This is a genomic window from Algoriphagus winogradskyi (genome assembly GCF_900182815.1).
Classification (GTDB): Bacteria; Bacteroidota; Bacteroidia; order Cytophagales; family Cyclobacteriaceae; genus Algoriphagus; species Algoriphagus winogradskyi.
The window spans coordinates 242,691-257,047 of the sequence record NZ_FXUA01000005.1; the positions used below are offsets into that span (position 1 = coordinate 242,691).

A 14,357-nucleotide genomic window follows, 5' to 3' on the forward strand; every position below is an offset into this window, starting at 1 on the left:
GATGATGGTTTTAAGATTTGGAAGAGAGGGGGATTAAATGTTCGGGGTGATCTACTGCTAATTCCGTAGCAATTTTATTTGCTGAGAATAAGAACCCCAGCGAATATCAAGTATATAAATACCTGCTTTCTTATTTCTCATCCATTCTGAGACTACTTGCGTAACCTCTTCCGGGGAAGTAAGTATGGTAGATTTACCATCACCCAGCATATTGACTAATCGTATAGAGATAGATTGGTCCTGATAATTTTGAAGTTGTGTAAGTTGTACACTTACATCAGATCCTGACGCACTTGGGTTAGGGTAAGCTACCCAAGTTGAATTGCTATGAGTAGCTTCTACCTGAATTGCTTTTGTTCTGCTGTAGCTATATTTACCTGAGAAATCTACTTGCTTTAATCTGTAGAATATGTTTCCTCCCGATAGAGGAAGATTAAAATCAGAAAAGTTATATTCGACAGGCTTGCTTGAGTAGCCATTTCCTTCAATTCTCCCAATAGTTTCCCATTCTTTTACAGAATTTACAGCCCTTTCAATTTCGAAGTGAGAGTTTTCCCATTCTTTTGAGGTGGACCATTCTAAAAGAACGGATCTATCTTTAGATTGGTAAGTCGCCATGTAATACAAAAATTCTACGGGTAAAATTCTACATCCACCATAATAGGCAGGAGAGGAACCGACACTAACTCCACTAGAGCCAGAACTAGGAAAGGACCCAGTAATCGAACCAGCAGGTAATCTTTGATCACAGATTACTAATTGACCTGTTCCGGAAACGCCTATATTCCCGCCACTCTTAGTAAGGTTGCTAGTTATTAGAACATCCGCATTATCATTCACGATAAATTGAGCACCCCCTACATTTGGTAAACTAACGTTTCCATCGAATGTAACATAGGCATTATCATTCATTCTGATCGGACTTTCTACCGAAGTGTTTCCACCAACATAAAAATTAACATCATCATTAATGACTAGTTCGCTAGCGACATTTGGTAGAATTAAATCTTTTTTGATGTTAACCGAAGAAGATCCATTTACATACATTGGTTTATTTAGTGTTAGAGTGCCTCCTACTGAAAGGTTGACATTATCTGAAAGAGTAATTGAATTATTTCCATTATTTTCAGTTTTGAGATCGCAGGAAATGTTTATTGTGCCATTATCTTCAGCAGTAATGTGCTTATTTATTGAGGCGCTTCCAGTAACATCTAATAAGCCATTCCCGATAATCTGAATTCTTGTTGGGCTAGCACCTCCGTTATTTCCTACTATTAATGAGTTTTTACATTCACTTACAGGATTTAGATTGGTTCCAGTCCTAAAATTCCCTTCAATATTTAATTGAGATACACCGCTTTGCAAATCTGTAATATCTTTAACATTAAAAATGGTATTAACCCCAATGTTTAAGTTACTTGCAGTACCGCCATTATTTTGGAATTCCAAATTATTTACAGAAATAGTTGCGTTTGGAATGAGGTTACCTGGGTTTGTGACATTTATGATTGTGTTTTTTGAAATTGAAAGTTTTTGGCCAACGGTCAGAGAAGCTGCTCCACTAATAATCACAGACCTAACTGTATTGTTATTATAAAAAGTTAAATTATTTGAAAATGTGGAAGTTCCATTTAGAGTAATTGTGCCAGATATTGTGGAAGAATTAGTGACATTTAATATACTTGCTGAAGTATTGTCAAAAACCATCCCTGAGTTATTGTTATCAAAATTTAGGCTGCCAAGGTTTAATGTCCCTGAGTTTGTGACTAAAGTGCCGTCGTTAATTGTAAGGTTGCCAGTACCTATGCCAGAATTTAAATATGCTGATCCATTACTTAATGAAAAATTACCACTAAAGGATCCATAATTTTCGAAAACGCTATTTGTTGATGTTAGGCTCCAGTTGATACTAAAACTTCCACAATTAATGATCCGCACATTATTTCCAATATTCGTTAAATTTCCAGTGAAATTTATACCCGAAGGGATGTATAAAATTAAACCTGATATGTTTTGCATATTTATAGTGCTACTTCTGTCAGCCCCCAAACAAACTACATCGCCCGAGGATAGAGAGGCAGGAATTGCACTATTACTGTTTAAAGTTCTTGCGCAGCCGCCAAGGCTAGCTACATTTGGACAACTTTGCCCCCACGCATCCCCACCCCAAAACATTTGGGCGCAACAAAAAATCAGAAAAACGAATAGGATTCTATTCTTCATCAAGGTACTAGTTGGGTTTTAGGGCTAGGGTGAGCCCAATTGTTTAGTGATTAAGCTATTAAGGGTAGTGCAAAGGTAGCTAGACTTTTTTTGATATTTCAATATTTATACTTAAAAATGTATTTCATATACATTTCATTGATTTGAATTATCTCAGGAAACACTTAATTATTTTAAGATCTACTTGTTTTCCCTGCAATTTGGATTAGACAGGAATCAAAAAAGCCCTTGAATTGTTCAATTCAAGGGCTTGAGAAAATTTTAATAAGGGGTTTTACCCATTCATGCTGATCAAAAATTCAGCATTATCTCTGGTTCCCTTCATTCTTTGTAAAAGGAATTCCATAGACTCCTGAGAGTTCATATCGCTCATCAGCTTACGAAGGATCCAAACTCGTTGCATCTCTTCTTTGTCCATCAATAGATCCTCACGACGAGTACCAGAATTAAGTACGTCGATAGCAGGATAGATTCTTCTATTGGATAGCTTACGATCCAATGCAAGTTCCATGTTACCAGTTCCTTTGAATTCTTCAAAGATTACCTCATCCATTTTAGAACCTGTTTCCACAAGAGCTGTAGCGATGATGGTTAAAGAACCGCCATTTTCTACATTACGAGCTGCACCAAAGAAACGCTTTGGCTTATGGAGTGCATTTGCGTCTACACCACCGGAAAGGATCTTTCCTGAACTTGGTACCACCGTATTATGGGCTCTGGCAAGTCTGGTGATGGAATCCAAAAGGATTACCACATCATGACCTACTTCCACCATACGCTTTGCTTTTTCCAAAACTATATTAGACACTTTCACATGTCTATCGGCTGTCTCATCAAATGTGGAAGATATCACCTCAGCATTTACAGAACGGGCCATATCAGTCACTTCTTCAGGACGCTCATCGATCAACAAGATCATCAAGTGTACTTCCGGGTGATTTCTAGTAATCGCATTTGCGATCTGCTGTAGCAATACGGTCTTACCAGTTTTTGGCTGAGCGACGATCATACCTCTTTGGCCTTTTCCTATAGGAGCAAACAGGTCTACAACTCTAGTGGAGAATTTATCTCCTGAGGTAGATAGGTTTAATCTTTCTTCAGGGAAAAGTGGAGTGAGGTATTCGAAAGGAACGCGGTCTCTGATTTCGTCTGTAGTTTTACCGTTTACGGTAGCGATCTTTAAGAGAGCAAAATACTTTTCACCTTCTTTCGGAGGGCGAATGGATCCTTTGATATGATCTCCTGTTTTTAAGCCAAAAAGTTTTACTTGGCTTGGCGATACGTAGATATCGTCTGGAGAAGCTAGGTAATTGTAATCCAAAGAGCGAAGGAAGCCGTAGCCTTCTTGCATCATTTCTAGCACACCTTCATTTTCGATCACTCCGTCAAATTCACGTGGATTTACACCAGGACGTCTTCTATTGGAATGAGGCGTAGTTTCAGCTGAAGGAGCCATCACCTCGTCTTGCGACTTGAAGTTTCTTCTTCTTGGAAGTTCCACTTCTTGCTCAGGCTTTGCTTGTGCTGGTTTATTTGCTGGCTTGTCTTCCTTAGTATCAGAAGTAGATTCTACTTCTTCAACGGCTTTTCTTCTTGGTCTGAAAGTTTTTGGCTCATCCCCAGTTGACTCTGCTTGAGGCTGTGGTTTTCTTTCTGGACGCTCTTGTTGACCTTCTTTTTTAGCTTTCCAATCTGGCTTTTCAGGCTTCGTTTCTTTGTTTCTAGGCTCCGGAGCTTTTTTAGGCTCTTCTGCAGGAGTTTCTTCAGCTTTTGGAATGGCCGTTACATTTTGTCTCTTAAACTTAGGCTTGTATTCCGGTTCTTCTACTGGCTTTGTGGCTGCCGCAGGTTTTGGGGTCTCTGCGGGTGATGCCGGGGCTTTTGCTGCTTCTGGGGTTTCAGCGGCAGAAGGTTTCTTTTTAGGCAATGATTGCTCTGGGGTGATAGCTTGCTGATCGAGGATAGCATAGACGAGCTCGTCTTTCTTTAGAGTTTTGCGGTTTTTGACACCTAACTCCTCAGCGATTTCCTTCAGTTCAGATAATAACCTGAGTCTGAGTTCTTCTATGTTGTACATAAAGAGGGGATGAAATAAATAAAATGTAGTAAATGCGGTATTTGAGATCGTGGATGAATTTCTGAGGTAAAAAGATCTGCAAGAAATACTCAAGTCAAAGTGGGCTGACTTGCTCATTCACGGTGATGTCACAATATTAACCTATGCGTTTGTATTAAGCAAATAATTATTAATCATAGAGCGCTTTTTCACCTATATAATTGGCTTTAGCTATTTATTTGCCTCAGAATAGCTAAGGATTTCCAGTTTCCAGGATTATCTAAATGCTGACTGTAAAAGTCCAATAGATGATCCAAAAGCTTTTGGCGGAGCGATTTACTTATTTTGGTTTCATTGGAAAATGAATCGCGCATCAGTGCCGTTAGGTAATTCTCCGCTAAAGTGAGCTCTGATACTGAGAAAGGTTGAGACCGGCTTTCTGCTAAAAAACCTGTAGCTTCTTCTGGCGCAAAACCCAGAAAACTGGATTTCTCAATCAGAAAAACCAAAGGGAATTGCCCAAGATGAACTTCTTTACTGTCCAAATGAAGAATGCATTCTTTCAAGAAATCAAATAGTGTCTCATTTTGATAATTCTCATAAATGGACTTGCTGATGACCTCGGTGATGAAAAGCGCAATACCTGTTCTAGTAAAATCAAATGGGATAAGTTGGTGGGCTCGGTGTAATTGCGCCTCGGATATACGCTGTAAACCGCCATTATCTTTGTCATAAACGACAAGTTCAAGCAAAGTCAGCGGTTGATATAATGCTGTTTTCGATTTGTTACCTTGAGTCCGTACTCCATTTACCAAATAGGATTTCAGGCCCAGTTCGCGAGTAAAGATCTTCACGATAATACTCGTTTCCTTATATCGAATGGCACTGAGAACTATCCCTTGGGTCTTTTTGAGCATTGGATGTAATAAAAGAATTTCTTTTCTGATTTTTTTACTGCAATGCCATTGAGTTCGCAGAGCAGGCCGCGAAGGATTGCGTGTCCTGAATTTATACAAATACTTGAAGTCTTCTTTGAGCGAACATCTTTGTGCTCTTTGGGTGTCAGCGGTGAAAAATCAATTATTTGATAACTCAGAACACCGGTCACCCGACACCCAGCATCCTGTTACTTTTTATCCTCATAAAAACACTTTCTGCAGCGAGCTTCATAGCTTTCTTTCTCTCCCAAAACCACTTTTTCTTTAGCATCCGAAAGGCGGAAAGAGAAAGCGGCAAGGTCCCCGCATTTCATACAGATGGCATTTACCTTGGTTACATATTCTGCAATTGCCATCAGCTTTGGCATTGGCTCAAATGGATTTCCTTCAAAATCCATATCCAATCCTGCTAGAATTACACGCTTTCCCTGCACAGCAAGCTTTTGTGCAACGGCAACAATCTGTTCATCGAAAAACTGTACTTCATCTATTCCCACCACATCGCAGTCCCCACTTAGTAAGAGAATATCATCTGCGAAGTTGACTGGAGTGGATCTTATGGAGTTTTCATTGTGCGAGACCACATCGTTTTCATCATAGCGCTTGTCTATGGACGGCTTGAAGATTTCTACCTTTTGCTTTGCGATTTTGGCACGATTTAGCCGACGAATCAATTCTTCCGTTTTTCCAGAAAACATGGACCCACAAATCACTTCGATCTGACCTTTATTTCCTGAGGACTTTCGCTTACCAATTGAAGGTTCTATAAACATGCCTTATTCTATTCGCTATATTCTATATGTGGGAACTTATTGAAGTCACCAACTCGAACAACAATTTCACCTGATTGAAGTTCGGCTTGGCATGCTAGTCTTTCTCCCACTCTTAATCTTCCTTGCTGTAGGAAATCAAGTTCTGGTTTGGTAGGAGGGGTGAGGTTTTCTTCACCTGATTTCAGAATGATTTTGCAGGTGGTACATCTGCCTTTTTTCCCACATGCATGCATCCAATCGATACCGTTTTCATGAATAATTTCGATAACTTTACGAGGAACGCTAATGGAATTAATTCTCAGATTAAATAGATTTTCTATGACGATATGAGGCATTTGTTCGTTGACTTTTGTAAACACCACTCTTCAATGACTACTCAAATTAACAGCAATTATTTAGAAAAATACGCCGAAGATTATGCCGCAATTGTTTGTGGGCAGTTTTTCGCTTCCAAACAATACATGACTGGACAAGATATTGTTCAGTTAACTAACAGTGCACAGGTGAATTTCTTTGTTATCAAAAGATTATTCGAGCTGTGGCAGGGAGAACTCGAAAAACTCAAGAGTAACCCTTATTTTGATTACCGGGATATCACGGTTCATGAGGCACTTACAGAGTTCATGAACGTGCTTTCACGAAGAATCAAGGTAGAGAAAGAGCAGCTTCAGCCGTTGTTAGAAACTGCGGTGAGTCAGGCAATTCAACTTGCAACTGATCCAGTTACATTTTACCAAAATGAGATAGCTAAAGCTCCTGCGGGGCATATCAATGAATTTCTGAAGGAAAATAAAAAGTATTACAAATGGCATGCTCAAGTTATTTCTTTTTTAATAGATAAGGCCGGATTTGGTCATGATGAAAGTGCTTACCTACGAGCCATTGCAGCAAATTATCAGGCAATCAAAGAATCTTTAGAGTCTGTGAATTTGCTTCTCGCGACATTTGGAGATGTAAAGTCATTTGATTTAGATGCATATTTAATTCAGGAAACTGTAGAGCCTACACCCACTTTCAATCCATCAACTGAAATTACTAAGGAGCAGGAATCTAGAAGTTCATTTTTTGATGAGGTAGAAAATGAACCTCCAGTTAGTAAGCCAATTAATTCCGGACCTGAGAGATTAAATGAGCCTGAGCCTGTCAAGGTTGAAGAAACACACTATACTAATGGTGCTGCGGGAGCATTAGATCCTTATAACCTCAAGGTTAAGTTCGAAACCCTCTCTTATAAAGGTATGAAGGGTATTATGGGTGAACTGTCTGAAAGTGTAGCCATCAATCAGCGTTTTATGTTTACCAAGGAGCTATTTGATGGAAATGCAGATTTGCTCAAACATGCATTAAAATCCATCGATAAATGTGATTCATTTGAAGAAGCGATTACCCTAGTAAATTCCCGCTATGTGGGTGAGTTAGACTGGAAACCTGAGACTGAGCCAGTACAAGAGTTTCTTTTGCTGGTGTACAGAAAGTTTGAAGTTTGATGAAATATTGAAATAAAGAGAACAAAGAGCTGGTTTACAGCTCTTTTTTGATTTTATAAAATGAAATCCCCTTAATTTATAGGAATTGCTTAATTCACAGATTATCTTGTTTTTACCTATTGATATGGTAGAGTAAGCTTTTTTTAATCAATGCGTAAGAAACTTCAAGACCTGAAAGACCTTCCTCCATTAGATCCGGGCATAGACGCCGTGGATAATTATTGGTACCTAATCATGTATTTGCGTGATTTAATCAAAGCTTCGGAGATCAAAGCTGGCTTAGTCTTGTCTTTTTATGGCTTGTTGATGAACGTATTTTTCCAATTTTATGAGCATTTGATCGAACTAGCCTCTTCAGACTACTTGACTTATGGCTTCATGGGCACTTGGTTTGTGTTTAGTGTCATTTCTATTTATTATAGTTTTAGATGCTTTATGCCTCAGATAGAGGCTAATTATGATAAGAGTGTATTCTTTTTTGGAAATATAATTTCTTCCTATGGCCCTATCAAAGAGTATGTGAAAGAGTTGGAGAATGTGAGTACAAATAGACGTCCACTCTTTGATCAGTTAGGAGAGCAAGTGTATATCAACGCCAAAATCACGGCAACAAAATTTAGAAATGTCAATCTTTCCGTACGATACTTATCATTTAATATTGGCCTAGTGTTTGTTTTTATACTGTATTACGCAATAAAGACCGCCTTTTAGCCTAAAGCCTGTTTCAATTCCATGAAAGGATATCGAATTCTTCGCAACCGAGTTTTATCTGATCTTGAAGCAAATTTGCCCAAGACATTGACTTACCATGCGCTTGAACATACGCTTGATGTGTTAAATGTTTGCAATCAATACATCAAGCGTGAAAAGATACCCTATAAAGAAAGGTATCTATTGAAAGCTGGGGCGATCGTCCATGATATGGGATTTCTCAAAGGTGCAGCAAACCATGAAGAAGTGGGAGCAGGGATGGCTGAGATCATTTTAAATGATTTAGGAATGAACCAAAGAGACATTGATGTGATCAAAGGATTGGTCATGGCGACAAAAATCCCGCAAAACCCTCAGAGTCATTTGCAACGAATCATCTGCGACGCTGATTTGGATTATTTAGGCAGAAATGATTATCCGGAAATTTCTCAGAAATTATTTCAGGAATTAAAGAATATGAACGTGATTTCTACAGCCAAACAATGGAAAGATCTTCAGATTAATTTTTTGAAAGCACATAAGTTTCATACACCGTTTGCTATCAAGAATAGAGAACCAAAGAAACAAATTTGGCTGAAAAAACTTTTGGACTCTTAACCCATTCTTCCTAGCTGAAGTGCTCTGGCACTATCCATTTTGATGAAGATGAAAAGCAAAATGGTAAATGACCATAGAGAAGACCCTCCATAACTAAAGAAAGGCAAAGGAATACCCACAACAGGAAAAAGTCCGATAGTCATGGCTATATTGATCATGAAGTGGAACATCAGGATAGAGATTACACAATAACCATAAATTCGGTTGAATCTATTTTTTTGGCGCTCGGCCATAAATACTAATCTGGTAAGCAAGGTGACAAAAAGCGCGATAACTACGAAGCTTCCCAGCCAGCCAAACTCTTCTCCCAACGTACAAAAGATGAAATCTGTATGCTGCTCTGGAACAAAGTCGAACTTAGTCTGAGTCCCCTGCAAATATCCTTTTCCTGCTAGTCCTCCAGATCCAATCGCAATTTTAGATTGGGTCACATTCCAGCCAACACCTAAGGGATCAAGATCTGGGTTGAACAGAACCATTATTCTGTTTTGTTGGTGTTCTGGTAGTTTGGATACTACAAAATCGAGACTGTAAGTAAATGCGATTAACCCAAGGCCAATAACACTAAACCCTATAATTTGTTGTGGGGTCTTTTTCCCCATTAGGATGAGTATCACGACGATTACTACGATCGCACCTGCCAAGTAAAGATTGTTTTCAATGCCTAAAGCAAGTAAGGCTATTGCAATGATGCCAATGCCCAGCACGTAATATTTTTGCGGAAGTCCTTCTCTATAGAACATGATAAGCATGGAGAAATAAACCATGGCTGTCCCTGTATCTGGCTGAAGAATGATCAATATTATAGGCAATAAAAGCACACCAAATGCCTGCAATTGATATTTAGTTTTGGAGAGATCAAAGGTAGGTCTCTCCATAAACTTGGCTAGTGCAAGGGCTGTCGCAAATTTGGCAAACTCTCCAGGCTGAATACGAAAGGAGCCAAAGCCAATCGTGAGTATCTGCCCATTTACTTCTTTTCCAATAAATGGAGTGAGTAGCAGTAATACCAGCATTACCAGGTATATGGGAATAGCAAGATTTTCGAACAATCGATAATCTGCTGCCATGATGACAATGATGATGGCTATCGCTGTACCGATCCAGACGAGTTGAATGCCAGAATTGATCGAAGTATCGAAGATGCTTTTGTCCACTTGGCCATCATAGACAGCTGCGTATATATTAAACCAGCCTATCATCACCAATACGAAATAGATCATAACGGTGATCCAGTCCACCCGATTTATGTTAATATCCTTTTCGCGCATTAGTAAATGAAATTTCCAGCTATTACATATTCTTCAAGTGCAGGTCTGGATATGCTGTCTTTTAGGTATTTTTCTATCATGAGAGAGGCAGTACTTGCCGCAGCTCTACCACCCCAGCCTGCATTTTCCACATAGACTGCAATAGCTATCTTGGGATTGTCTTTAGGAGCGAATGCAATGAATACAGAGTGGTCTTCTCCGTGAGGATTTTGGGCAGTTCCAGTCTTGCCTGCAATCTGGATATCCTTCATTATGGCTCGGGTCGCCGTACCATATAGGGCTTCGGCCATGGCATCTTGTACCATATCGAAATGATGAGCATCTACGCCTACTTCGTGCTTGATTTGATATTCTAATGGTATTTTGGTGTTGTCGCCGTCAATTGCCCGAATCAAATGAGGAGTATAATAGAACCCTTTATTTGCAAAGATTGCAGCCAAATTTGCCATTTGAAGAGGGGTTACTAAAAGCTCACCTTGACCAATGGATAAAGAATAAATAGTAGAATATTTCCAGCGGCCTTCTCCATAAACTCTATCGTAGTATTTACTTGATGGTACATCCCCAATTTTTTCATTTGGCATATCCACACCCAGTTGACCACCAAGACCGAATTTCAAAACATGGTCGCGCCATGCATCTAGACCAATTTTGGTGTCCTTAAAAGTATTGCTGGAAATTTCCTGATTGATGATTTGACGGAAAGCTTGATGATAATATGGGTTACAGGAGTTTCTAATGGCTCCGAACAGATTGACAGGTGAAGGATGATTATGACAGGCAACCAAAGATTTGTTACAGGCAAAAGTGGTTTCGGGGGTAAGAATTCCTTCCTGTAGACCAATCAGGCTTTGTACAATCTTGAAGATAGATCCTGGAGGGTAGGTGGCCATTATCGGCCGATTGAAAAGTGGTTTTGTCTCCAGTTTATTTAGTTCCGTGTAATTTTTTCCAAAATCCGAACCAGTTAGACTATTTGGATCGTAAAATGGGGCAGAGATCATGGATAGTATTTCACCGGTTTTTGGCTCTATCGCAACTACAGATCCGGTTTTTCCCATCATGAGCTTTTCCCCGTACTGTTGCAGCTCCATATCAATGGATGAGTTGATGTTATGACCAGCCACTGAGGCCGTATCATATTCACCATCCTTGAAAGGACCTTTATCGATCCCACGCACATTGACCATTTTGTATTTCACGCCCTTCACACCGCGAAGTTCATCTTCATAGAATCTCTCCATACCGCTGAGGCCTACATAGTCTCCTTGGACGTAATATCCCGAACTATCCCGTTCCAGCTGTCTGCCACTGATCTCACCGATATAACCAAGAGCATGTGATGCGATAGGATTTGGGTAGGAGCGTACCGATCTAGTCATAATGAATAGACCTGGGTAGTCAATTAGAAAGTCTTGGATTCTAGCAAATTCATTGGTTGATATTTGCTTGATAAAAGTGGAGGGTTTTACAGAGCTATATTTTCTTGCTGCCTGATAGGATTCAATCAGTTCTTCTTTAGTAATCTTAAACAGTTCTAAGAAACGTGTAGTATCACCTACCTCAAATTCCTTTGGAACTATCATCAAATCAAAAATCGGATTATTGTAAACTAGAAGTTTCCCTTTTCTGTCATAAACTAACCCACGATAAGGATGGTCGACTATTCGTTGAATAGCATTCCGCTCAGCTCTTTTCATAAAGCTGTCGTCCATCACTTGTATCATGAAAAGTTTAGTCAGAAGGACAGCTCCTACCAAGAAAACAAAGATGATTATTACTACGGGCCTTTGGTCGTTCATCAGATTCCTCTCCTGCGTTTGAAGAACAGTAGTTGTACAATTATAGCCAAAATGACTGTAAATATCGAGGAGAAAAGGCTTTTGTTTAATACTCCAAACAATCCCCCTGTGCCCCATTGATCTGCAGTGAAAAACAACAGTGAAAATGCAAAAACTAATGGTAATGAATAGCTTATATACCAACCTATTCCCATTTCACGTAAAGTAGGTGTGTTGCTGTCATCATAGCCTCCATTTGGGCTAATCGCCTTTAGCCAGTAGGGACGAAGAAACGCTAGGAGCGTAGCGGCAGCTGCATTGAGGCCAAGTGTGTCGTAAAAGACATCAATCAATAACCCTAGCCCAAAGCTGATCAAGATTAATGTAAAGCTTCGTATACTAATGGGAAAACTCAATATAGCCAATAGATAAATGAAGCAGAATGCCACACCAAAAAGAGCTACATTTTTCAATAGCAAAATCTGTACAGTGCAAAGGCAAATCACCAGAAAAACAAAGGTGATTAGGTTTCTAAAATTCATTTTCTATTTCGGATTGCTGTTGCAAAGAATCTATTTCGTTTAATTGACTGTTTTCTACCAAATAGACATAATGGGCCTTGCTGAAGTCAACACTTAAATTGACAACTATATCCAAATAGTTAGGATCTGCCCCTTGATTGACACTCTCGATGATTCCTACTAAAATTCCCTCAGGAAATACTGCACTGAATCCCGTTGTAACGATTGTGTCTCCTGGGTTGGCAGTCACATGCCTTGGAACATACAGGAGTTTCGTTTTATTGGAATTTTTCCCATCCCACTTTGCCGTACCAAAGGAATCGTTGTTTTTGATCTTGGTCGAGAGGTTCAATTCTGTATTCAATAAGGAGAAGGCGACCGAATAATTTTCTGAAACTGATTTTATTCGTCCGATTACGCCTTGGTCATTGAAAACGCCCATTCCAGGTTTTACGCCGTCTTTCGAACCCTTGTTCAGAGTCAGGTGATTTTGTGCAAAACGTAAGGAATTGCTTATGATTCGGGCTCCCTTAAAGTCGTATTGTGCCTCAAATGCTGAATCCAACTCTAATGTCAAGCTATCAGGGATGGCATTGATTGTTTTAAGTTGTTCAAGTAATAAAGCGTTTTGACTTAGGAGCGCTTCATTATCTTCCGCAAGGGAAAAGAAATCCACTACGTCTGACCGGGTTTTGAGAACTGTTCCGGTTAGTGCATTTGAACTATTGAAGAAAGCTGCACCCTGAGGGGAATTATTGGAGACAATTAAACTTATCGCCAATACTTCAAGCAAAACAAATAAGAGAAAAGACCTTAGGCTATAAAGGAATTGAAGGATGCGTAGCATTCGGGGTTTAAGTCATCAATACTGTTCGGAAATTCTGTACGTTTTTCAAGGCAGTGCCTGTTCCTCTCACTACAGCTCTTAGTGGATCCTCTGCGATGTGAATTGGAAGTTTTGTTTTCTGGTGCAGTCTTTTATCAAGACCTTTCAGTAATGCTCCACCTCCCGTAAGGTGAATTCCATTGTCATAGATATCTGCAGAAAGTTCAGGCGGCGAAATCTCCAATGCTTTCAAAACTGCTTCTTCGATTTTCGAAACGGATTTGTCAAGAGAGAATGCAATTTCAGAATAAGAAACTTTAATCACCTTAGGTATACCTGTCATCAAGTCACGACCTCTGATTTCATAATCCTCAGGAGGCTCGTCCAATTCAGTCAAAGCTGATCCGATGGCTATTTTCACCTTTTCTGCAGAGCGCTCACCAATCAGCAAGTTGTGCTGACGGCGCATGTAGTCTAGGATATCTTTAGTAAAGGTGTCACCAGCAACGCGGATAGATTGATCTGCCACAATACCAGAAAGTGCGATCAACGCGATCTCAGTAGTACCGCCTCCTATATCCACGATCATGGATCCCATCGGCTTCTCTATGTCGATTCCAATACCAATTGCGGCAGCGATCGGTTCGAAAATCATATATACTTCTTTTGCGCCAGCATGCTCTGCAGAGTCACGTACCGCTCGTTTTTCCACCTCTGTGATACCAGATGGAATACAGATCACCATGCGGTGGGACTGCGGGAATAAGCCTTTTTTCTGACCCGGGATCATTTTGATCAAACCTCTGATCATTTGCTCTGCGGCATAGAAATCAGCGATTACCCCATCTTTCAATGGCCGGATAGTTTTAATATTTTCATGCGTTTTCTCATGCATGTTCATTGCTTCCCTACCTACCGCTAATACGCGATTGGTGGTTTTATCAATTGCAATAATTGAGGGTTCGTCTACTACAATTTTATCTTTATGAATGATCAGGGTATTTGCGGTACCGAGGTCAATTGCAATATCACTTGAGAAAAAGTCAAATAATCCCATTTTTAGGTATTGATTGTATTTACTGGAGTTAAGAGTTTAATATACTACGCTAAGTATTCATATTAAACGGGGGTCGACAAAATTATTATCTTAACGGGACAAATTTGATAGAATCA

13 protein-coding genes are annotated in these 14,357 nt (G+C 39.6%); 3 read left to right on the forward strand and 10 right to left on the reverse strand.

The genetic code is table 11. From position 1 onward, the window contains the following. Positions 1-57: 57 nt before the first annotated feature. The 5 genes from QOL76_RS14295 to QOL76_RS14315 all read right to left on the reverse strand — a co-directional run bounded on the left by QOL76_RS14295 (position 58) and on the right by QOL76_RS14315 (position 6,325). Complete coding sequence (locus tag QOL76_RS14295; protein ID WP_283413652.1) at positions 58-2,223, reverse strand: autotransporter outer membrane beta-barrel domain-containing protein; 2,166 nt, start codon at positions 2,221-2,223, stop codon at positions 58-60. A gap of 274 nt (positions 2,224-2,497) precedes the next feature. Next, complete coding sequence (rho, locus tag QOL76_RS14300) at positions 2,498-4,300, reverse strand: transcription termination factor Rho (RefSeq protein WP_283413653.1); 1,803 nt, start codon at positions 4,298-4,300, stop codon at positions 2,498-2,500. Between the two features lie 206 nt (positions 4,301-4,506). Further along, positions 4,507-5,196, reverse strand: coding sequence for a DNA repair protein RecO (gene recO / locus QOL76_RS14305; protein ID WP_283413654.1), 690 nt, complete (start codon positions 5,194-5,196; stop codon positions 4,507-4,509). 209 nt (positions 5,197-5,405) lie between these two features. Beyond that, complete coding sequence (locus QOL76_RS14310; RefSeq protein WP_283413655.1) at positions 5,406-5,990, reverse strand: thymidine kinase; 585 nt, start codon at positions 5,988-5,990, stop codon at positions 5,406-5,408. An 8-nt stretch (positions 5,991-5,998) separates the two neighbouring features. After that, positions 5,999-6,325: a 2Fe-2S iron-sulfur cluster-binding protein gene (locus QOL76_RS14315; protein ID WP_283413656.1), complete on the reverse strand. Its 327-nt coding sequence runs from the start codon at positions 6,323-6,325 to the stop codon at positions 5,999-6,001. 33 nt (positions 6,326-6,358) lie between these two features. On the opposite strand from QOL76_RS14315, the gene QOL76_RS14320 reads away from it, so the two are divergent. From QOL76_RS14320 to QOL76_RS14330, 3 genes are all read left to right on the forward strand, one after another. Continuing rightward, positions 6,359-7,477 carry a hypothetical protein gene (locus QOL76_RS14320; RefSeq protein WP_283413657.1) on the forward strand — a complete coding sequence of 373 codons (1,119 nt, stop codon included), beginning with the start codon at positions 6,359-6,361 and terminating at the stop codon, positions 7,475-7,477. Positions 7,478-7,627: 150 nt separating this feature from the next. Then, a complete protein-coding gene (locus QOL76_RS14325) occupies positions 7,628-8,188 on the forward strand; it encodes a Pycsar system effector family protein (protein WP_283413658.1) in 561 nt (186 codons plus the stop codon). 21 nt (positions 8,189-8,209) lie between these two features. Next, positions 8,210-8,785: an HD domain-containing protein gene (locus QOL76_RS14330; protein ID WP_283413659.1), complete on the forward strand. Its 576-nt coding sequence runs from the start codon at positions 8,210-8,212 to the stop codon at positions 8,783-8,785. Here QOL76_RS14330 and rodA read toward each other — a convergent pair. The 5 genes from rodA to QOL76_RS14355 are packed head-to-tail and all read right to left on the reverse strand — an operon-like array spanning position 8,782 to position 14,241. Continuing rightward, positions 8,782-10,056: a rod shape-determining protein RodA gene (rodA, locus tag QOL76_RS14335; RefSeq protein ID WP_283413660.1), complete on the reverse strand. Its 1,275-nt coding sequence runs from the start codon at positions 10,054-10,056 to the stop codon at positions 8,782-8,784. The two genes, QOL76_RS14330 and rodA, sit on opposite strands and share 4 nt — an antisense overlap. Further along, positions 10,056-11,858, reverse strand: a complete 1,803-nt coding sequence (gene mrdA / locus QOL76_RS14340; RefSeq protein WP_283413661.1) for a penicillin-binding protein 2 — start codon at positions 11,856-11,858, stop codon at positions 10,056-10,058. The genes rodA and mrdA overlap by 1 nt, the downstream gene beginning before the upstream one ends. Next, a complete protein-coding gene (locus tag QOL76_RS14345) occupies positions 11,858-12,379 on the reverse strand; it encodes a rod shape-determining protein MreD (protein ID WP_283413662.1) in 522 nt (173 codons plus the stop codon). Before QOL76_RS14345 ends, mrdA begins: the two co-directional genes overlap by 1 nt. After that, entirely contained in the window at positions 12,369-13,205 is an 837-nt protein-coding gene (mreC, locus tag QOL76_RS14350; RefSeq protein ID WP_283413663.1) for a rod shape-determining protein MreC, read from the reverse strand. The genes QOL76_RS14345 and mreC overlap by 11 nt, the downstream gene beginning before the upstream one ends. A 7-nt stretch (positions 13,206-13,212) precedes the next feature. Further along, positions 13,213-14,241, reverse strand: coding sequence for a rod shape-determining protein (locus QOL76_RS14355; RefSeq protein WP_091695686.1), 1,029 nt, complete (start codon positions 14,239-14,241; stop codon positions 13,213-13,215). Positions 14,242-14,357 lie beyond the last annotated feature (116 nt).

Bases quoted from the DNA above. Each gene is read 5' to 3' on its own strand.
- mrdA (WP_283413661.1), bottom strand. From the start codon at position 11,858: ATGAACGACCAAAGGCCCGTAGTAATAATCATCTTTGTTTTCTTGGTA.
- rho (WP_283413653.1), bottom strand. From the start codon at position 4,300: ATGTACAACATAGAAGAACTCAGACTCAGGTTATTATCTGAACTGAAG.
- rodA (WP_283413660.1), bottom strand. From the start codon at position 10,056: ATGCGCGAAAAGGATATTAACATAAATCGGGTGGACTGGATCACCGTT.
- QOL76_RS14295 (WP_283413652.1), bottom strand. From the start codon at position 2,223: ATGAAGAATAGAATCCTATTCGTTTTTCTGATTTTTTGTTGCGCCCAA.
- mreC (WP_283413663.1), bottom strand. From the start codon at position 13,205: ATGCTACGCATCCTTCAATTCCTTTATAGCCTAAGGTCTTTTCTCTTA.
- recO (WP_283413654.1), bottom strand. From the start codon at position 5,196: ATGCTCAAAAAGACCCAAGGGATAGTTCTCAGTGCCATTCGATATAAG.
- QOL76_RS14320 (WP_283413657.1), top strand. From the start codon at position 6,359: ATGACTACTCAAATTAACAGCAATTATTTAGAAAAATACGCCGAAGAT.
- QOL76_RS14325 (WP_283413658.1), top strand. From the start codon at position 7,628: ATGCGTAAGAAACTTCAAGACCTGAAAGACCTTCCTCCATTAGATCCG.
- QOL76_RS14355 (WP_091695686.1), bottom strand. From the start codon at position 14,241: ATGGGATTATTTGACTTTTTCTCAAGTGATATTGCAATTGACCTCGGT.
- QOL76_RS14330 (WP_283413659.1), top strand. From the start codon at position 8,210: ATGAAAGGATATCGAATTCTTCGCAACCGAGTTTTATCTGATCTTGAA.
- QOL76_RS14315 (WP_283413656.1), bottom strand. From the start codon at position 6,325: ATGCCTCATATCGTCATAGAAAATCTATTTAATCTGAGAATTAATTCC.
- QOL76_RS14310 (WP_283413655.1), bottom strand. From the start codon at position 5,990: ATGTTTATAGAACCTTCAATTGGTAAGCGAAAGTCCTCAGGAAATAAA.
- QOL76_RS14345 (WP_283413662.1), bottom strand. From the start codon at position 12,379: ATGAATTTTAGAAACCTAATCACCTTTGTTTTTCTGGTGATTTGCCTT.